Source organism: Anaerobutyricum hallii, from assembly GCF_900209925.1.
Classification (GTDB): Bacteria; Bacillota; Clostridia; order Lachnospirales; family Lachnospiraceae; genus Anaerobutyricum; species Anaerobutyricum soehngenii.
Map to the genome: position 1 here is coordinate 1894189 of NZ_LT907978.1, position 19370 is coordinate 1913558.

Here is a 19370-nt window from a genome sequence, read left to right on the forward strand (position 1 = left end):
ACAATGCCTTTCGTTATATTTTTATATAAGAAACTCTTTACTCATAATCCTGTCCATCGAAGCTTTCATCTCCTGACTGGCGGTTAATGAACTTTGGATGATACTTGGAATAGACGATAATCTGCTCTTTATAAAGTCCATGATATCCGGAAAGCATATAGCTTATGGATATTGCAATTAAAATATAAGGAACTCCTTCAAAACCAAATAGCTCAAATCCTATGAGCATAGAAGCGATTGGACAGTTTGTTACGCCACAGAACAGGGCAAGCATTCCTGTTGCCGCACAAAGAGACGGAGAAATCCCAAAAACATGTCCAAACAGGCATCCAAATGTCGCTCCTGTAAAAAAGGCTGGTACAATCTCGCCGCCTTTATATCCTGCTGCAAGGGTCAGGGCAGTTAATAACATTTTTAAAAGAAAAGCATAGGCAGGAACACTTCCTTCAATCGCTTTGGCAATCATTTCTGTTCCTGCTCCATTATAATCATATGTACCTATCAGTAATGTCATTCCAATGACAAGGAATCCTCCTGCCATAGCTCTTATATATGCATTTTTAAAAAACTTACTGTAAAATAAACCTGCTCCTTTTAAAAACAGGCAAAATACAACACTTAATCCTGCACAAAAAATGCCCAGTAATACAATTTTAGCGCTGTTTAAAAAAGTAAGTTCTGGTATGCCATGAATCATGAATGCTTCCGGGTTGATTCCCATATTTACTGCAAAACGATTGGCCACGATTGAGGAAAAAACACATGGAACTAATGCTGCATAATGCATAATCCCAACACTGATCATTTCCATAGGAAAAATCGCTGCCGCAAGAGGTGTTCCAAATACAGCAGAAAAGGCTGCACTCATTCCACTCATCACCAGAAGCTTTCTGTCTCCCTCTTCAAATTTAAAAAGTCTGCCAATCGTGTTACCGATACTTGCTCCCATCTGAAGTGCTGCCCCTTCACGCCCGGCAGACCCACCAAATAAATGTGTGATAATCGTAGCTGCAAAAATAAGGGGAGCCATGTATGCTGGTACATCCTGGTCTTTCCCATGTACCGCTGTCATAATAATATTCGTTCCCTTATCCTGTCTCACTCCACAAAGGTGATACAACAATATGATTACAATTCCGCCAGCGGGTAAAAAATATAATAAAAATGGATACTCTCCCCGAAGCATGGTTACTTTTTTCAGACAAAAAGAAAATGCACTGCTAAATGCCCCAACACCAACTCCCGTCAGACCTGCCATAAACAACCATAATGCACAGGTCTTTAAATTATAATAAATCTTTCTTAAATACCTCTCACCTATTTCTCGCATATTTTATTCCTTCCTCTTTCTTTTAAGAAAGTGTACTCTATTTGAATTTATATTGTCAAGTTCTGGCGAAAAAAGAATTGACATCCTTTTTATTTCGTGATAAATTAAATCCTGTAAATGCGATGAAGAGGAATAGTAGAATGATGAAAGCATCCAGAGAGCTGCTGGTTGGTGCGAAGCAGTAGTAGACATGATTTGAACTCGCCTCCGAGCAGCCTGTTGAACCGCATGATTGCAGTAGGCAGCGCCGGAAATCTGACCGTTATAACAGGAGGATATAAGACTTTTGAGTCCGTATCTATAATGAGTGCATACCTTACTTTTTAAGTATCGTGTGAATAAGAGTGGTACCGCGGAATTATTTTCTCCGTCTCTTTTCGGCATCTGCCTTTTGGTATTTGCCATTAAAGAGACGGAGTTTTTTATTTTACAGGATATATTTTCCTGTAATATGTCGTTTTTAACTTAAGGAGGATTTTCTATTATGAAGTATGCAGATAAGTATAAACCAATGTATTTCCCAGCTCCAGCCGGATATAATAAATGGATGGAGAAAGACCATATCGAACAGCCACCTGTCTGGTGTTCTGTTGACTTACGTGATGGCAACCAGGCTCTGATCATCCCTATGAGTTTAGAAGAAAAAATCGAATTCTTTAAATTGTTAGTTGATATTGGTTTTAAAGAAATCGAGGTTGGTTTCCCAGCTGCTTCTGAGACAGAATATGAATTCTGCCGTACATTGATCGAACGGAATCTGATTCCGGATGATGTAACGATTCAGGTTCTGACTCAGGCAAGAGAACATATCATTAAAAAGACATTTGAAGCTATTGAGGGTGCTAAAAACGTAATCGTTCATCTGTACAACTCCACTTCTGTTGCACAGCGTGAGCAGGTATTTAAAAAAGATAAAGAACATATTATTCAGATTGCTGTAGAAGGTGCTGAATTATTACAGAAACTGATGGAAGAAAATGGAGGGAAATATCGTTTCGAATACTCTCCTGAAAGTTTTACAGGAACAGAGATGGATTTTGCATTAGAAATCTGTAATGCTGTATTAGATGTATGGAAACCAAAGAAAGAGTTACCTGCTATCATCAATCTTCCTGCTACTGTTTCCCACTCTCTGCCTCATGTTTACGCAAGCCAGATTGAATTTATGAGCGAGAACTTAAAATACAGAGATAATGTTGTATTATCTGTTCATCCTCATAACGATCGTGGAACAGGTGTTGCCGATACAGAATTAGCTGTTCTTGCAGGAGCTGATCGTGTGGAAGGAACATTATTTGGTAATGGAGAACGTACAGGTAATGTAGATATCATTACATTAGCTTTAAATATGTATGCGCATGGTGTAGAGCCAAACTTAGACTTTACAGACTTGCCACATATCGTAAAAGTATATGAAAAAGTAACAAGAATGCATGTATATGAAAGACAGCCATATGCAGGAAAGCTTGTATTTGCTGCCTTCTCCGGTTCTCATCAGGATGCTATCGCAAAAGGTATGCTGTGGCGTGAAACACATGACTGCGATAAATGGACTGTACCATATCTGCCAATTGATCCAAAAGATCTTGGAAGAGAATACGAAGCAGATGTTATCCGTATCAATAGCCAGTCTGGAAAAGGCGGTATCGGATTCCTTCTGGAAAAAACATATGGTATTCGTATTCCAACTAAAATGCGTGAAGAAGTTGGCTATTCTGTAAAAGATGTTTCCGACCACACACATAAAGAATTACAGCCAAAAGAAGTATTAAAAGTATTCAACGAAAAATATGTTAATATTTGTGATCCAATCGAATTACTCGAAGTACACTTCAAACAGGAGCATGGTGGAATTTCAACAGAAATTATCCTGAACAAATATGGTGTACATAAAGTATACCATGGAAAAGGAAATGGTCGTCTTGATGCTGTAAGTAATGCATTAAAACGTCACTCTAACTTAGACTACACAATCTCCACTTACGAGGAACACGCCCTGAAAATGGGATCAAACTCCCAGGCATGTGCGTATGTTGCTATCTACGGAAACGATGGAAATACATACTGGGGCGTAGGAATTGATGACGATATTATCAATGCATCCGTAAAGGCGTTAATCAGCGCTGTAAACCGCTATGAAAAATGTGAAGATGGAAAAGAAAACTAAATCCTGACTTGCCAAAAGAGACGAAGCAATCACTTTTGCTTCGTCTCTTTTACTCATATAATGTTTATCTTCTTATTACGCTGATACATGTTCCCATACAATCCATTTCATCCATACGATGTAAAATAATATCTTTTCCCCTTCCATTCAGACATTCTAAGCAATAATCGTTTCCTTTCATCTTAAAGTATCGAAAATACGCTTTCAATCCATCTGTAAAGACAGCTCTCTCCCCTAGTTCTGGAAAGCGATTTTCAAGTAATATCCTATCCCCCTTACAATATGCCGGTGCAAAATTATTACTTGTGATTTCTATTGCCAGATATACTTTTTTAATCATCGTATATTCATTCTCCACATTACAGCTATTATAATAAATACCATCTGACACCTTACCAACAGGAACAAGACATGGTATTCTATGTTTCATTTTATGTATATTCATTCGTTCATTCTGTGCTGCTTTACTTTCAAAACGCGCCACAATACGAATAACTGCCCGGCCATGATTTCCACATTCTCTATAATTTTTAATTAGTTCCTCCTCTTCCTGTTCACATTCTAAATATTTATTTTCACCTAATAAATATTCAACTGTAACACCCAGTGCCTGTGCAAGCTGAAAGGCAGTAGACACCTTTGGGTCCTTTACTTTTTGATAATAGATGTTACGTAATTTTTCAAAAGGAACACCGGAGGTATCTGCTAATTTCTGCAAAGATATATCTTGTTCTATCATTAAGTCACGAATCTTCTTACTAAACATACTATCTCCTACGGGTCATTACTGACATGAATTTTTTTAAACAGTTATGAATATTATGTTATTCCTAATATTTTATTATGTCAATATCCATATTAAAATGTAACATAAATAATTCAGAGAGGAGATTTATTATATGTCTGACGTTTCTATTACTTATGCAGGAATTTTTCATGTTAAAGATGACCTTTGGCGATTTATTAACACAATGGAAGATCATCAAAAGGTACTTGTTTTTACAATTAATGGTGAAAACAACATTAAAAGTATTTTTCGTATTGAAACTTCCGGAATTCAAAAACTTCTAATGCAGATTGGAATTCCTGCCAACCTGCTAGGCTTTTCTTACATAGTGACCGCATTAGAATTGATTGCTCTTAACCCCGAATATTTAAACAATATTACAAAAGGATTATATGCTGATGTTTCCGAAAAGTGTTCAAGTACACCCGTTCGTGTAGAACGTAATATCCGGCATGCAATTGAAATTGGATTTTTAAAAGGGAATTTAGAGATGATTAAAAAGATCTTTACCTCTTCTAACTACTCAGATAAAGGAGCACCGACTAATTCTAACTTTTTAGCCGCGATCTATTATTATATGGTGAATAATGAATTATAGATGTAGTCAAAAAAACAAAACCCGGAAGTATATTATGTGAAACTTTTTATCACTTACAACATTTACAATTAATCTCTGTTGTTTCCAGTGATATTCCCATAATATACTTCCGGGTTTTTATTTATTATTTTATCTCAGTCGAGAAGACTCCCACCTCTTTCAGGTGGTGAGTGACAGCTCGGCTTGAATTACTACTGAACGGAATTATGTTTGACAGAAGCAGTAAGCGTTCCTCCCTGTTCGTCAATGATAATCGTATCTTGTGGATACACTTCTCCTGAAAGAATCATCCTTGCCGCAAGCGTATCAACATGTTTTGTAAGGTATCTCTTTAATGGACGGGCACCATATGCCGGTTCATATCCATGATCAATTACATAATTCTTTGCAGCATCTGTCAAGCGGATTACCAGTTCTTTATCCTCAAGACGTTTATTAACATCAGCAAGAAGTAATTCAATAATTCCGCCAATATTACTCTTCGTAAGAGGTTTAAACATAATAATCTCATCCAGACGGTTCAGGAATTCCGGACGGAAATGTGCACGAAGGTCATTCATAACCATGTTTTCTGCATCGGTCTTAATATTGCCTTCCTCATCAATTCCCTCGAGCAGATACTGGGAACCGATATTGGAGGTCATAATTAATATCGTGTTCTTAAAGTCTACCGTTCTGCCCTGGGAATCGGTGATGTGTCCGTCATCAAGTACCTGTAACAGCACATTAAATACATCAGGATGTGCCTTTTCTATCTCATCAAAAAGAACAACCGAGTATGGTTTTCTTCTGACGGCTTCGGTAAGCTGACCGCCCTCTTCATATCCTACGTATCCTGGAGGCGCTCCAATCAGACGAGATACGGAATATTTCTCCATATACTCACTCATATCAATACGAACCATGTTCTGTTCATTGTCAAACAGGCTTGCAGCAAGTGCCTTTGCAAGTTCCGTCTTACCTACACCAGTAGGTCCAAGGAACATAAAGGAACCGATTGGCTTATTTGGATCTTTAATTCCTGCTTTAGAACGAATGATCGCTTCGGTAACCTTTTCCACACCCTCATCCTGACCGACTACTCTCTTATGAAGTTCTTTATCAAGATTTAATGTTTTATTTCTTTCACTTTCCGTAAGTTTTGCTACTGGAATACCTGTCCAGCGGCTGATGATCGTTGCTATTTCATCATCCGTAACAGATTCATGTACCATAGAAGACTCTCTCTTCTTTGCACTTTCTTCTGCTTCTTCTAATTGTTTTTGAAGTTCCGGAAGTTTACCATATTGAAGTTCTGCTGCTTTATTTAAATCATAGTTACGCTGTGCGATCTGAATCTCATTATTTAAACTCTCAATTTCTTCTTTTAACTTTGAAACACGCTCCACTGCGGATTTCTCCTGATCCCAGGATGCCTTTCTTGACTTAAAGTCCTCACGCAGCTCTGCTAATTCTTTCTGAAGATTCTCCAGACGTTCTACACTAAGCCGATCCGTTTCTTTCTTCAAAGCTGCTTCCTCAATCTCTAACTGCATAATCTTTCTCTGTACTTCATCAAGATCTGCTGGAAGCGAATCCAGTTCGGTCTTAATCATCGCACAAGCTTCATCCACAAGGTCAATTGCCTTATCTGGAAGGAAACGATCTGTAATATAACGGTTGGATAACACAGCAGCACTAACTAACGCACTGTCTGCAATCTTTACACCATGATATACTTCATAACGGTCTTTTAAACCTCTTAAGATAGAAATCGTATCTTCCACAGTTGGTTCATCAACCATAACCGGCTGGAAACGACGCTCTAATGCGGCATCTTTTTCAATATACTGACGGTACTCATTCAGTGTTGTAGCACCGATACAGTGAAGTTCACCTCTGGCAAGCATAGGCTTTAATAAGTTACCTGCATCCATCGCACCGTCTGTCTTACCGGCACCAACAATTGTATGCAGCTCATCAATAAACAACAGAATCTGTCCATCACTCGCTTTGATTTCTTCAAGAACCGCTTTTAAACGTTCCTCAAATTCACCACGATACTTTGCTCCGGCAACTAATGAACCCATATCAAGGGCAAATAACTTCTTATCCTTTAAAGAATCTGGCACATCACCTTTCACGATTCGCTGTGCAAGGCCTTCAACAACGGCTGTTTTACCAACACCAGGTTCACCAATCAATACCGGATTATTCTTTGTCTTTCTTGAAAGGATACGAACCACGTTACGAATCTCGCTGTCACGACCAATCACCGGATCAAGCTTCTGTTGTTTTGCTCGTTCTACAAGATCATAACCATATTTTTCAAGTGTCTCATAAGTGGCTTCTGGGTTATCACTGACAACCTTCTGGTTACCTCTTACCGTAGATAATGCCTGAAGAAAGCGCTCTCTTGTAATTCCATATGCCTGAAACAGTTTCTTAATCTCTGTATTCGGATACTTCATTAAAGAAAGGAAAAGATGTTCTACAGAAACATACTCATCTCCCATTGCCTTCGCTTCATCCTCCGCACTCACAAGTACCTGATTCAAAGACTTACTAATATAAGTCTGTCCACCGGAAACTTTTGGCTTCTTCTCAACTGCCTGCTGTACCTGTGACAGAAATGCTTCTTTATTCACTTCCATCTTCTCAATCAGCTTTAAAATCAGACTATCCTCAATGGTAAGTAAGCTGTATAAAAAATGCTCCTGATCAATCTCCGGACTGCCATACTGATAAGCTAGTTTCTCACAACTGTTCACAGCCTCTAATGACTTTTGCGTAAATTTATTTATATTCATATAAGTTCCTCCTAACCCGAAGATGCTTATTTGTTCTACACTTCGTATAACATATATATAGCACCTTCTATTAGCCACGTCAAGGGTCGAGTGCTAATTATTTGTGAAAATTTTGTGAACACTACAAGCCATGCATATTTCCATGAAAAAAACTCCTTCAAGCTTGCATGAAAAGGAGGTTTCTTTCATGGAAATATATAGGGCGACAGCCCTACAGCGAGGGAATTCTTTCCCGAGCTGTGCATGGCGTAATATTCTCTTTCGCACTCAGTTTTCTTGATTTTACCACATTTTTACAACAAATCTTTGTTCTTGAAATGATGGTTGCTCATTACCGTAAAATTCTTGTTTCGTTCTACACGAAAGACCTGTGCCATTCTATCTCACTTCCTTTCCAGACAGAAAAAGACGCAAGCCACATTTCTATGACTCACGCCTTTCTCTGCACTTCATTATTAAATTGAAAATTTCTATTCTTCTTTCCTTTGTTCTAACAATTCTCTCGCATTTGCAATAGCAAGGGATAGCTTCTGTTCTAAAAGTTCTTTTGGAGGCATTTTGGTCATATACTGTCCCACATGAATATTTCCATGATCCAATTGCATTAATTCTATAGTTTCCTGTGATTTTTCTGCACATAATATAAGTGCAACCGGACTTTCTTCACCTTCCACTCTTTCATTCTTTTCCAGCCATCGCAAATACAGCTCGACTTGTCCTTTATCCTGCGGTTCAAATTCCCCAAGCTTTAGTTCGACAAGAACCAACCTTCTCAAGCCTCTATGATAGAATAATAAATCCATATAGTAGTCCTTGCCATCCAGTACAAAATGTTTCTGTCTTGCTAAAAATGCAAAATCCGATTCCATTTCCAGAATAAATTTTTCTAATTCTGCAAGAATAGCATTTTCTAAATCTTTTTCACTATAAGTATCACGTAAACCGAGAAAATCAAGCATATATGGATCTCTGTAAAAAAGATCCAGACTCATTTTTCCATCATCTCGTAATTCCGCAATTTCATTTTTAATCGTTTCTTCTGGTTTCTTCGATATTGCAGTTCGTTCATAAAGCATGGATTTTTTTCTTTCACGCAGTGTTCGCATTGACCAGCTTTCCTGCATACACATTGCAGCATAAAAATCTCTTTTTAACTCATCTTGTATTGGCAGAATCTCTACAAAATGCGACCAGGTCAATTGTTGCGACAATGTCGCAACTTTTTCGAAGTCAGGAAATTCCTGATAAAACTTAATCATTCTTGAAATTGATGTTTTATCAAATCCCGAACCATACTCCTGTTCCAGCCGTTTACTGACTTCTGCAACAACCTTTTTTCCATACTCAGGCTTATTATTTCCAGTTAACTCCACACTAAGTCTTTTTCCAATTCCCCAATTAAGAGAAATAATAGCATCATTCACAACTTTTTTTACATTAGTTTTCTTTTCCCTGATTAACGCATTTATTTCATCATAAATATTATCAATATTATCTGCTATTAATATCTCTTTTTTCATTATCGATTCCCTTCTATAACTTGAAATGCCAAATTGGCATTTCAAAACTGTCCCAACTGCTTACTGTTATATTACCCTATTTTTCTCATTATGCCTACTGCTATTTCATGTTCACATATAATAATGAGACCGCAATCACCTTTGCATTTTCCAAAACCACTTCATCCAGTTTATCCTCAAATTCCTTATCTTCATTGTACCAGAAAAATGATACGACGCTGATAAAACTCAGGCAGAGGTGCAGCAAACCTGCGATTTAAATCTTGTATTATTTTATCTGTATCCATGCTGTCCTCCTACCTTATAATTTTCCAATTTGCTTTTCGTTTTGTTCCGCCCTGTACCAATCTACCTTTTTCCTGTAAAGAAGCGAACATTCGAGAAATCGTTCTTTTCGATATACCCATTTTTTCTGCATAATAGGCCTGTGTTGCAGACGGATTCTTCTCTATAATCTGCAACAATTTTTCTATCTGCGTCTGTTCCTTATTAAGCGGCACTTCAGTGCCATTAGTGCCATCATCGGCGCCACATTTAACGCCATTAGCGTCATTTTTAGTGCCATTGGCGTTAATTATGGCGTTATTGGTATCAACCTGACCTCGATAAATATTGATACGTAAATCCACTTCGCCACCAATAAACTCCGGCTCTCGCAATCCGACAGCTTTTACTTTATCAATAATTCTCGGAATGCCGCTTCCCCAATGCTCAATCAGGTTCATATAGGCAAACGCATGGGCAAGGGCTTCATTTCTAATTTTGGAATAACCTTCTTTCATACGCTCCATCGTTTGTCCCATTGGCAGCTTTCCGGGAGAAGTGATTTCCAAACGGTTGTCATATACCGCAACCTGTATTGTACCATGATCCAGATAACTACGATGCACCATGGCATTGATGATCAACTCACGAATGGCATCCGGTGGAATCTCGTGACATCCTCCCCAACCTGTAGAGGCGGGAGCTTCCCATCCTCGGCAAGTTTGGTTCTCGTTCGATAGCACTACCGTGCTAAGCATAAGCGAGCTATCCCCGTGTGTCCCACGGTTTGTATTAGGTTATTATGTTGCGGTCATGCATTTACCAGCCGCATTCCTCCATTTCTGATATTTATCGCCGCATTTACATCTCTGTCGTGATGGTTCCCGCACTGCGGACAATCCCACTCTCTTAACGCAAGATTTTTCGTTTTAACATTCTTGTAACCACAAACAGAACAGGTCTGGCTGCTTACAAAAAATCTACCCACCTTCATAAGCTTCTTACCCTGCTCCTCCAGTTTGTATTTCAAAAATATTGTGAACATTCCCCAGCCGTTATCCGAAACAGATTTCCCCAAATTTAGCGACCGCGACATCGCTTTCATATCTAAATCTTCTATACATACGCCATCATAAGCATTGGTTATCTGCCTTGACCGCTTATGCAGAAAGTCTTTTCGTTGATTGGAAACCTTTTCGTGAAGTTTTGCCACCTTAAGCCTCTGCTTATTGCGATTGTTTGAACCTTTCTGCATTTTGGAAAGCTTACGTTGTTCTCTCGCTAATTTTTCTCCGCATTCCTGTAATACCTTGGATAGGCAGGCTCCTTACCGTTGCTGTCACGATATAATTCATGCATGGAAAAATCTAAACCTAAAAACTTTTGCATCTCCTTTTCCTGTACTTGATCTTCATACTCAAAAAGAATACTTGCATAGTATTTTCCGCTTGGTGTCTGACTTACTGTTACAGATTTCAGTCTGTATTCACTTGGAACAGATCTGTGCTGTTTTAAGCGGACTTGGCCAATCTTAGGTAATTTCAAATATCCATTAGACAGCGTTATGTTCCCATTGATGCAGACTGTGGAATAGCTGTTTTTATTCCGCTTTTTTGATTTAAACCTTGGAAAACCTGTTTTCGGCTGTTTGAAAAAGTTCTGAAATGCCGTATCAAGGTGTCTGAGTGATTGTTGTAATGCGATACTGTCTATTTCCTTTAAAAATCTGTATTCTTCCGTTTTCTTCATTGCAGCCATTTCTTTTGCGCAAATGGTATATGTTACGTTTGTCTTGTTCTCCTCGTACTGCCTGATCTTTCTATCAAGCCAATGATTGTATACCATTCTGACACATCCAAAAGTTCTGGCAAACAAAATCTTCTGTTCATCATTGGGATATATTCTGAATTTATATGCTCTGTTTGCCACCATGCCACTTCCCTTTCCGCGAAACCCCACCTGCGATACTTGAACACAAGCACAAGATGATAGTATAGTAAGAATACTAAATGTGCGTTATTATCTCAATTGATTGTATCTCAATTTTTTATTATTCGACTAAAGATACTATACTATAATTAGTATCCTCTATCAAGTAGATAGCAGACGCAATTCATCTTCCACCTTAGAGGTCGGAGTCTTCTTGCTGTAAGAGGATAAATGTATCGGCAGCCATTACTACTGCCTTTTCCAAATTCTAATACCTGCTCCTGTCTGCTATCACCCAAGTGCCACATCCAGAATCATCATTAAGCTAAACCCAATTGCAAAGAAAACCGTACCAATATTTGAGTGCTGTCCCTGCGACATTTCAGGGATTAGTTCTTCAACCACGACATAAAGCATAGCCCCTGCTGCAAAGCTCAGCAAATATGGTAATGCCGGGATTATCAGCTGTGCAGCAAGAATTGTCAATACTGCGCCAATCGGTTCGACCACCCCTGAAAGTACACCACCTAAAAATGCCTTTCTCTTACTTTCTCCCTCTGCTCTAAGCGGCATGGATATAATTGCTCCTTCCGGAAAATTCTGAATAGCAATTCCAAGTGATAACGCAAGTGCACCTGTTGATGTAATCTGTGTATTTCCAGCAAGAAATCCTGCATACATTACACCGACTGCCATACCTTCCGGAATGTTATGCAATGTGACCGCCAACACCATCATCGTAGTACGACCAAGCCTGCTTTTCGGTCCCTCTGCCTGATTACTTCCAACATGAAGATGTGGAATCAAATGATCGAGTGTGAGTAAAAATAATATACCAATCCAGAACCCAGCAACTGCCGGAACAAATGATAAGTCTCCCATATTCTCAGATTGTTTAATGGCCGGAATCAGAAGACTCCAGATTGAAGCAGCAACCATTACACCTGCTGCAAATCCTGTAAGTGCACGTTGCACTGATTTGCCCAGCGTTTTTTTCATAAAAAATACACACGCTGCACCCAGCGTTGTTCCAATAAATGGAATTAATATGCCAAAAAAAGTATTCATTAGCTTTGCATTTTCCTTTCTTTAAAACCGGAAAAACTACTATTTTGTAGTCTTTCATACTATTTTAATATTAGTTGTAACTAACTTATCTATATAAAAGAAACCGTGAGAAAGTAAAACTGTAATTTCACACGGTTTTTTTTCTGTCTTTTTAGTATATCACTTACGGAATGATATAACAACAAAATTCTTTTAACAATGTTTCTAATTTTTTCTGGTCAATCACAGTCATGCTCTAATAGATGGTGATTGAATTTTTCTTTTTTACTAAATGACAGATTGTTATCATCACTTTTTCAATATCTAAAGGCTTCGCCAGATGAGCATTCATCCCTACGGCAATGCACTTTTCAGCATCTTCCTGAAATGCATTCGCTGTCATAGCTATAATCGGTATTGTTTTTGCATCTGAACATTCTAACGACCTGATTTTCTTCGTAGCTGTATATCCATCCATAACAGGCATCATCAGATCCATCAGAATTGCATCAAATGTTCCTGTTGGTTTCTCTTTAAATAATTCCACTGCCTGCTGCCCATCCTCCACTCTGGTAACCAACGCTCCGTCATCTTCGAGAACTGTCTTCGCTATTTCCGCATTCAGCTCGTTATCCTCTACAAGGAGAATTCTTGTTCCTTTTATCGTGTGAATTTCGGGTGGCTTCATGGTATTCTGATTTCCATACACCTCTTCTTTCGATGCTATGTCAAAAGAAAAATCTACCGTAAATTTTGTTCCAATGCCCTGTCTGCTTTCTACCTGAATACTTCCACCCATTAGTTCTATCATGGATTTGATAATAGAAAGTCCTAGCTCGGTTCCCTGCACCTTATTTTCTGTAGTGGTATGTTCTCTGGAAAATTCTTCATAGACATGCGGAAGATATTCCTCACTCATACCAATGCCCGTATCTTCACGTCAACTACCCACGACCTAAAGGTCATGGGCTTGTAACTGCCCAGTCGTACTAACGGCTTACACCTCCGACCTTTAATCCCCGATAGATATTGCTATCTAAAGTGGCGTTACATCATAGGGTGGTTGACAGCACCCTTTGTAGCAGAGTTTACTCTGTTACAACTGTATCAGGTACTTGGCTATCTGCAAGATAGTCTATTCCCATACGATACAGATTCATAGCTCCAATGCGGTCATCATTAGATTTGTAACCACAGTTTTTACAAGTAAACAGGTGTATCTTTTTACTGCGGTTAGACTTTTCAACGTGCCCACAACAAGGGCAGCACTGACTTGTATAGCGAGGGTCTACCTTAATAACAGAAGACTGATTCTGTTTTGCTTTGTAGATTAATTTTTGCTCAAGGTCATAGAAAGACCATGATACAGAAACATAACGGTCTTTTGTTTTAACACGTTCTGTAGCATTACGAATACCTGACAGATCTTCTAATACAAAGAGAGTGTGCTTTGGGTTATTTTTAACGAGTGCCTTTGACACCTGATGGTTAATATCCCGCATCCAACGGTTTTCTCGCCCACCAATAGCTTTTATCCTTCGTCTTGAAGATGCTGTCCGTCGCATTTGGAGTTCTTTACGAAGTTTGGAATAATTAGCACGTTTTTGCTTTATAGCCTTACCGCTAACAAATCCAGACTTGTGTTTACTGTCATAAGTGGCAACAACAAAGTTAATACCTCTATCTATGCCCACAACATTACAGATGTCAGAAATATTACTTTCTTCGACATCATAGGTTACTGGTATGTGAAGATAATACTTACCATGCTTATTTACAAGCTTAGCTGTACCAAACTTATAGATCGTATGGTCGAAATACTTAGACATTCCATCTGCAAAATAAGATAACTTCACACGACCGTTCAGCGTATTGATTGAAAAGCGGTTTTGTGTTAAGGAATAATCTCTGTTCCAGACCAGATCATACTGAGGCTTTTTGAACGAGGGTTTAATCCATTCGTTTTGATTCTCCAGAATGGTCTTATATCTGGCGATAACGGTCTTCAAAACAGACTGAGCCATTTGCGATTTAAGACCAAACTTTTCCCGTAAAGTAGAATACAAAACCTTATTAAGTGAAAACTGCTTTAAGTCGTGAGTATGGAATACATAGTCTGAAGCATAATTGCAGGCATTGCGATAAACAGACATAGTTTCATCAAGCAAAACTTTATCCGTTTCCGTTGCGACTATTTGAATTTTAGCTGTAATAGTTATCTGTTCCATAGATGTACTCCTTTCGTAGATATTTCACTATATATATTATATAATAATAATTAGTGAAAATCAATGTTTTGAGGTGAATTATGGATAATAGATACAATCGTCATAACAGACGGAAATACAACCTTAAAGTAGATATAGTTCTAGTAACCAAATATCGTAAACAATTACTCAAAGATTCTATCGCTGATGATGTTAAACAAAAGATTTTCGATATTGCTAATGCTTATGGCTACGAAATTATTGCTATAGAAACCGACAAAGATCATATACATTTCTTATTAAGTTACGATACAACAGATAAAGTTTGCGATATTGTCAAAATTGTAAAGCAAGAAACAACGTATTATTTACGGCACAAATATGGTTCGCTTCTATCTAAACAGTATTGGAAGAAGAAGATATTTTGGTCAGACGGATATTTTGCTTGTAGCATTGGAGAAGTATCTTCAGCCACTATACAAAAATATATTGAGAATCAGGGTTAACGATTAAAGATTTACAAGGCTCCTCCCACCACCTAAAGGTAGTGGGTTTCCGCCTATGGCAAACGAAAGGATTTTATTTATGAAAAAATATAATGTATCTTTGAAGGATTCTCTGATGCGGCCTCATGTATTTCTACATGGATTGAATGTCCCTCTGGGGTATACTTTATAGCATTGCTGATAAGATTCAGCATGATCTCCTGTAACTTTGTCTGATCACAGACAACATTAATGATGTCTTATATCTAAATCGGCATGATACTGCAGATTCTTCTTTCTGATATCCTCTTCAAACACTGTATTTACCCTGTGAAATAATGCATCCATATCCTCGGCTTTTAATTGCAATACCGCTGTACCGCTTTCAATCCTGGACATTTCCAAAATCTGATTGATGATCATCAGCAGAAGATTACTGGAAGACTGTATCTTTTCCAGATATTCTTTTGCCTTTTTTTCACTCTGCAGATTCTTCTCTAATAAACCGGAAAAACCCACAATTGCATTCATCGGAGTTCGGATATCGTGGCTCATATTGAATAGAAATCTTGTTTTTGCTTCGCTGGCATTTTTCGCCTGTTCAGCAGATTTTTTCAGTTCTGATTCATATTGTCTTTCCCTGTGTTTTTTGCTGAATATCAAATAAAATACTGTAGCAACCAATAATGAGAATACGTAAGAAACGACAATACACATAATCCAGTAAGAACGTGAACTCCATCCCTTTGAAGGGATAATGTCAAAATACCATGTATTATTGGGAACTGTACATTCTACTGTCAGGATGTTGTCCGGCATATCATCCTGACTTTTTGCCAGAATAATCCTGTCGTTGCCGTTTCTATCATATGTCCAGATTCTGTAGCTGAAATCTGCATCACTTAAATAATCAAGATTTATTTCATCAATGAAACGATTCCAGTCAATCACCAGAATCACAAATCCCCAGAACTCCCTTTTGTCTGAATTATTATCCTGATAAACTGGATTAAAAAGCAGTGCTCCTGTTCCTCCCTGCTTTAACTGGTATGGTCCCCAAAAAGAAAAAAGATGGCTAACGACAACCATCTTCTCTCTGTTCTATATTATAATGATAAGAAAAAAACAGTGCTTTACTTCACACACTCCATAATTATCGCTTCACATCTGTCATATCCAAGCTGTGAACTGTTCAGGCACAACGTGTAATTGCTGGCTTTTCCCCATTTTTGATCCGTATAAAAGTTATAATTTGTCATACGTCTTTTATCTGTGTCTGCCATCATTTTGACAGCTTCCTTCTCTTCTACATTATGTAAGTCCATGATACGTTGTATTTTTTCCGGCATATCCCCATGAATAAATACATTCAATACATCGTTCCAATCTCTTAGGATAAAATCTGCATTTCGTCCAATAATTACACAAGACTCTTTTTCTGCCAATTCCAATATAACCTTTCTCTGTGCCTCATATACCATATCCTCAACGGATTTTCCTGTAATATCACGTCCGGCAAGTGCATAGGCAAATAATCCTTTTTTGGGAGATAGCTCTGCGCTTTCCTGAATATATTCTGGTGATAAACCAGACTTTTCTGCAATCTCACTAATGATATTTTTATCATAGTAAGTAATTCCAAGTTTTTTTGCAACTTCTTCCCCGATAAAACGTCCACCGCTTCCAAATTCTCTGCTGATTGTAATAATTCTTTTTGCCATTTCCAGTTCCTCCTTAATTTAAAACATCGACCTTATTTTTTCTGATTTTCTTTAAAAATACATATCCTGCCAGACATGCAATGACTTCGGTAATCGGAAACGCCCACCAGATCAGGGAGATTCCCATCTGACCATTTCTGACAAATAAAGAAAAGACTCCTGCCAGTGGCAGAATGATAATAAGCTGTCTTAGAAGTGAAATAACCAATGATTCTATACCACCATCCAGCGCCTGATAAATTCCCTGATAAGCAACATTAATTCCCGCAAACAGAAAACTAATAGAAATCACTCTCATCGCACTGATAAAATATTCTCTTGACTGTCCTGCATTAAACAGCGTTGCAAAAGCTCCAGGGAAAATCTCTGTAATTGCAATTTCCAAAATCATTAATACAATCGTATAGAGAAGTCCATATTTGATTCCATCCTGAATTCTTTTTTTACTTCTCATTCCATAAGCAAATGCAATGATTGGAGTAATCGCATCTCGCAGACCAAACGCAAGGAAGAGAACAAACTGCTGAACTTTATAAAATAACCCATAGGCTGTCTGCGCTGACGGATTGAACTTCAAAATCAGATTCATTACATAAACCATAATAGACATCAGAGCCTGAGCAATAATTGCTGGAAGTCCAATTGCATAAATTTCTTTTATAATACCAGTATCCGGCTTCATATATTTCGCATCATGTTCAAATTCTTTATTCAATTTCATATGAAAAATGAACAGTAACACTGCGGATGCTACCTGACCAATTACCGTTGCATAAGCTGCACCTTTTACACCCATTTCCGGAACCGGACCGATACCATAGATCATAATTGGATCAAGAATAATATTTACAACTGCACCAACCACCTGTCCGATTGTAGAATAAAGAGAACGACCTGTTGCCTGCAATAACTTTTCAAATAATGAAAAGAAGATAATACCAAAAGAAATCACGCAGCATATCCTCAAATAGCTGACTCCCATCTCAAGCACTTCTGTATCTACTGTCTGCGATGAAATATATGCTTTTACCCCAAAGATACCAAACAAGAAACAAACCACATAAATAATCACACCAAGAAACAAGCTGTTTCCTGCTACCTTTGCAGCTTTTTTGCTGTTTCCCTGTCCGAGTGTCCTTGCAAGAAGTGCATTGGTTCCTACACCTGTTCCGATTCCCACCGCAACCATAAGCATCTGCACCGGGAATACGAGCGTCAGTGCATTTAATGCCGCTTCACTTCCTACTCTCATATTTCCTACAAATGCACTGTCTACAATGTTATAGACCGCCTGCAATGCCATAGATAGGATCATTGGAATTCCCATCTGGATCATCAGCTTATTCACTGACATATCTTTCATCTTGTTACTTTCTGCCATTTTGTTTTAGCTCCTCTCTTTTTGCACAAAAAAAGTGTGTGCCTTGTCATATAAGCTGGACTTACGCTGACAGGCTACACACTTTTTTACGCAATATTAGTTTTTAACAAAAAAACGAGCAGCTGGTAAACTGGATTTACGCTTACTTGCTACTCGTTTGTTATAATTATATTTCCTGTTTTTTAAAAAGTCAAACAAAAATTTTTTATTCTTCAAGTACCTTTATCGTAAATGCCTTATCGGCATCGCAATATTTTATTCGAGTTGATGGTTCTCTAGCATACGGCTTCCTTACCATTCTTTTTGAAATCACAAAACCATTATCAGTGTTCCGACTCCAATTAAAATGCATCCGATCAATGATTTTGTCGTAAATGTTTCATGTAAAAATATAAACGCCAATATCAACGTAATAACCACACTCAATTTATCAATTGGAACAACCTTAGATGCTTCACCAATCTGTAATGCCTTATAATAACATAACCAGGAAGCACCTGTTGCTAACCCCGATAAAATCAAAAACAACCAGCTTTTTCTGCTGATTCCGAAAAGACCATTTTGCGCATTCGTCAGAAAAACCATTCCCCATGCCATAATAACAACAACAACTGTTCTGATTGCCGTTGCCAGATTTGAATTAACTCCATTGATTCCTACTTTCGCCAAAATGGAAGTTAGGGCAGCAAAGACTGCCGATAATAATGCAAATATAAACCACATATGTTCCCCTCCTGCCATATCTGCTTTTTATACTTTTTTAATAATACATCATTTTTTATTCATTTTCAAACTATATAGTGAAGAACAGTATCTTTTTTGTTTTCCCTTATGCTATAATACTCAAAAAATATATACAGGAAAGTGAGACAAACATGAATAAACTCTACAAAGCAATCGAAGAAAAAATAAAGGAATCTGGTTACCCAAAAGAAATCTCCGGGAGAGATGTCTATAATGATATTTGTGACCAGATTGAAGACAAAGAAAACGGAACCTATTTACTTCTATCAAAATTTGAAGAAGATGTCATTTTGGAATACCATATTACCATTCAAGACGACGGATTTAATCTTGGACTCTTAACAATACGCACTCCTGAGGGAATCTATCAGACAGATTTTGATGCTTAAAAGTACAGGAAT

16 protein-coding genes, 3 pseudogenes and 1 other annotated feature are annotated in these 19370 nt (G+C 37.9%); of the genes and pseudogenes, 4 read left to right on the top strand and 15 right to left on the bottom strand.

Going from position 1 to position 19370, the window contains the following annotated elements:
- Positions 1 to 37 precede the first annotated feature (37 nt).
- Positions 38 to 1330, bottom strand: coding sequence for a chloride channel protein (locus EHLA_RS08655; RefSeq protein WP_096240328.1), 1293 nt, complete (start codon positions 1328 to 1330; stop codon positions 38 to 40).
- Positions 1331 to 1443: 113 nt separating this feature from the next.
- Positions 1444 to 1708 (top strand) — a binding site (T-box leader).
- A 106-nt stretch (positions 1709 to 1814) separates the two neighbouring features.
- Here EHLA_RS08655 and EHLA_RS08660 point away from each other — a divergent pair.
- Positions 1815 to 3497 carry a 2-isopropylmalate synthase gene (locus EHLA_RS08660; protein WP_096240330.1) on the top strand — a complete coding sequence of 561 codons (1683 nt, stop codon included), beginning with the start codon at positions 1815 to 1817 and terminating at the stop codon, positions 3495 to 3497.
- 64 nt (positions 3498 to 3561) lie between these two features.
- On the opposite strand, the gene EHLA_RS08665 is transcribed toward EHLA_RS08660, so the two are convergent.
- Entirely contained in the window at positions 3562 to 4263 is a 702-nt protein-coding gene (locus EHLA_RS08665) for a helix-turn-helix domain-containing protein (RefSeq protein ID WP_096240332.1), read from the bottom strand.
- 133 nt (positions 4264 to 4396) lie between these two features.
- Between EHLA_RS08665 and EHLA_RS08670 the strand changes: the two genes are divergently transcribed.
- Entirely contained in the window at positions 4397 to 4882 is a 486-nt protein-coding gene (locus tag EHLA_RS08670; protein WP_021907457.1) for a sporulation initiation factor Spo0A C-terminal domain-containing protein, read from the top strand.
- Between the two features lie 191 nt (positions 4883 to 5073).
- Here the strand turns inward: EHLA_RS08670 and clpB are convergent, their stop codons facing one another.
- From clpB to EHLA_RS08710, 8 genes and pseudogenes are all read right to left on the bottom strand, one after another.
- The gene (gene clpB, locus EHLA_RS08675) at positions 5074 to 7671 is read right to left on the bottom strand and encodes an ATP-dependent chaperone ClpB (protein WP_096240334.1); all 2598 of its coding nucleotides are present in this window, start codon (positions 7669 to 7671) and stop codon (positions 5074 to 5076) included.
- Positions 7672 to 7970: 299 nt separating this feature from the next.
- Positions 7971 to 8054 (bottom strand): annotated as a pseudogene (locus tag EHLA_RS17135) (helix-turn-helix domain-containing protein); the annotation flags it as partial.
- Positions 8055 to 8141: 87 nt separating this feature from the next.
- Entirely contained in the window at positions 8142 to 9191 is a 1050-nt protein-coding gene (locus EHLA_RS08685; protein ID WP_096240336.1) for a PDDEXK nuclease domain-containing protein, read from the bottom strand.
- 296 nt (positions 9192 to 9487) lie between these two features.
- Positions 9488 to 10129, bottom strand: a pseudogene (locus EHLA_RS08690) (ATP-binding protein); the annotation flags it as partial.
- Positions 10130 to 10266: 137 nt separating this feature from the next.
- Positions 10267 to 11387: pseudogene (tnpB, locus tag EHLA_RS17140) on the bottom strand (IS200/IS605 family element RNA-guided endonuclease TnpB).
- Positions 11388 to 11675: 288 nt separating this feature from the next.
- Entirely contained in the window at positions 11676 to 12452 is a 777-nt protein-coding gene (locus EHLA_RS08700; protein WP_096240338.1) for a ZIP family metal transporter, read from the bottom strand.
- A 235-nt stretch (positions 12453 to 12687) separates the two neighbouring features.
- Positions 12688 to 13356, bottom strand: coding sequence for a response regulator (locus EHLA_RS08705; protein ID WP_278277477.1), 669 nt, complete (start codon positions 13354 to 13356; stop codon positions 12688 to 12690).
- 163 nt (positions 13357 to 13519) lie between these two features.
- Positions 13520 to 14659, bottom strand: coding sequence for an RNA-guided endonuclease TnpB family protein (locus tag EHLA_RS08710; RefSeq protein WP_096240340.1), 1140 nt, complete (start codon positions 14657 to 14659; stop codon positions 13520 to 13522).
- Between the two features lie 80 nt (positions 14660 to 14739).
- On the opposite strand from EHLA_RS08710, the gene tnpA reads away from it, so the two are divergent.
- Entirely contained in the window at positions 14740 to 15144 is a 405-nt protein-coding gene (tnpA, locus tag EHLA_RS08715) for an IS200/IS605 family transposase (protein WP_096240342.1), read from the top strand.
- Positions 15145 to 15221: 77 nt separating this feature from the next.
- Here tnpA and EHLA_RS17025 read toward each other — a convergent pair whose 3' ends face one another.
- The 5 genes from EHLA_RS17025 to EHLA_RS08735 form a co-directional block, all read right to left on the bottom strand.
- On the bottom strand, positions 15222 to 15338 hold the full coding sequence (locus EHLA_RS17025; protein ID WP_334293552.1) for a hypothetical protein: 117 nt from the start codon (positions 15336 to 15338) through the stop codon (positions 15222 to 15224).
- A 34-nt stretch (positions 15339 to 15372) separates the two neighbouring features.
- Entirely contained in the window at positions 15373 to 16212 is an 840-nt protein-coding gene (locus tag EHLA_RS08720) for a histidine kinase dimerization/phospho-acceptor domain-containing protein (protein ID WP_242970701.1), read from the bottom strand.
- A 44-nt stretch (positions 16213 to 16256) separates the two neighbouring features.
- Positions 16257 to 16844, bottom strand: a complete 588-nt coding sequence (locus tag EHLA_RS08725; RefSeq protein WP_096240344.1) for an AAA family ATPase — start codon at positions 16842 to 16844, stop codon at positions 16257 to 16259.
- A 13-nt stretch (positions 16845 to 16857) separates the two neighbouring features.
- The gene (locus tag EHLA_RS08730) at positions 16858 to 18225 is read right to left on the bottom strand and encodes an MATE family efflux transporter (RefSeq protein WP_096240346.1); all 1368 of its coding nucleotides are present in this window, start codon (positions 18223 to 18225) and stop codon (positions 16858 to 16860) included.
- A gap of 309 nt (positions 18226 to 18534) precedes the next feature.
- Entirely contained in the window at positions 18535 to 18948 is a 414-nt protein-coding gene (locus EHLA_RS08735) for an EamA family transporter (protein ID WP_096240348.1), read from the bottom strand.
- Between the two features lie 152 nt (positions 18949 to 19100).
- On the opposite strand from EHLA_RS08735, the gene EHLA_RS08740 reads away from it, so the two are divergent.
- A complete protein-coding gene (locus EHLA_RS08740; protein WP_096240350.1) occupies positions 19101 to 19358 on the top strand; it encodes a hypothetical protein in 258 nt (85 codons plus the stop codon).
- Positions 19359 to 19370 lie beyond the last annotated feature (12 nt).

Excerpts from the sequence above, each read along its gene's own strand:
- EHLA_RS08735 (WP_096240348.1), bottom strand. The coding sequence starts at position 18,948 with ATGTGGTTTATATTTGCATTATTATCGGCAGTCTTTGCTGCCCTAACT.
- EHLA_RS08725 (WP_096240344.1), bottom strand. The coding sequence starts at position 16,844 with ATGGCAAAAAGAATTATTACAATCAGCAGAGAATTTGGAAGCGGTGGA.
- EHLA_RS08710 (WP_096240340.1), bottom strand. The coding sequence starts at position 14,659 with ATGGAACAGATAACTATTACAGCTAAAATTCAAATAGTCGCAACGGAA.
- EHLA_RS08685 (WP_096240336.1), bottom strand. The coding sequence starts at position 9,191 with ATGAAAAAAGAGATATTAATAGCAGATAATATTGATAATATTTATGAT.
- EHLA_RS17025 (WP_334293552.1), bottom strand. The coding sequence starts at position 15,338 with ATGCTGAATCTTATCAGCAATGCTATAAAGTATACCCCAGAGGGACAT.
- clpB (WP_096240334.1), bottom strand. The coding sequence starts at position 7,671 with ATGAATATAAATAAATTTACGCAAAAGTCATTAGAGGCTGTGAACAGT.
- EHLA_RS08720 (WP_242970701.1), bottom strand. The coding sequence starts at position 16,212 with ATGGTTGTCGTTAGCCATCTTTTTTCTTTTTGGGGACCATACCAGTTA.
- EHLA_RS08670 (WP_021907457.1), top strand. The coding sequence starts at position 4,397 with ATGTCTGACGTTTCTATTACTTATGCAGGAATTTTTCATGTTAAAGAT.
- EHLA_RS08730 (WP_096240346.1), bottom strand. The coding sequence starts at position 18,225 with ATGGCAGAAAGTAACAAGATGAAAGATATGTCAGTGAATAAGCTGATG.
- EHLA_RS08655 (WP_096240328.1), bottom strand. The coding sequence starts at position 1,330 with ATGCGAGAAATAGGTGAGAGGTATTTAAGAAAGATTTATTATAATTTA.
- EHLA_RS08660 (WP_096240330.1), top strand. The coding sequence starts at position 1,815 with ATGAAGTATGCAGATAAGTATAAACCAATGTATTTCCCAGCTCCAGCC.
- tnpA (WP_096240342.1), top strand. The coding sequence starts at position 14,740 with ATGGATAATAGATACAATCGTCATAACAGACGGAAATACAACCTTAAA.
- EHLA_RS08700 (WP_096240338.1), bottom strand. The coding sequence starts at position 12,452 with ATGAATACTTTTTTTGGCATATTAATTCCATTTATTGGAACAACGCTG.
- EHLA_RS08740 (WP_096240350.1), top strand. The coding sequence starts at position 19,101 with ATGAATAAACTCTACAAAGCAATCGAAGAAAAAATAAAGGAATCTGGT.
- EHLA_RS08665 (WP_096240332.1), bottom strand. The coding sequence starts at position 4,263 with ATGTTTAGTAAGAAGATTCGTGACTTAATGATAGAACAAGATATATCT.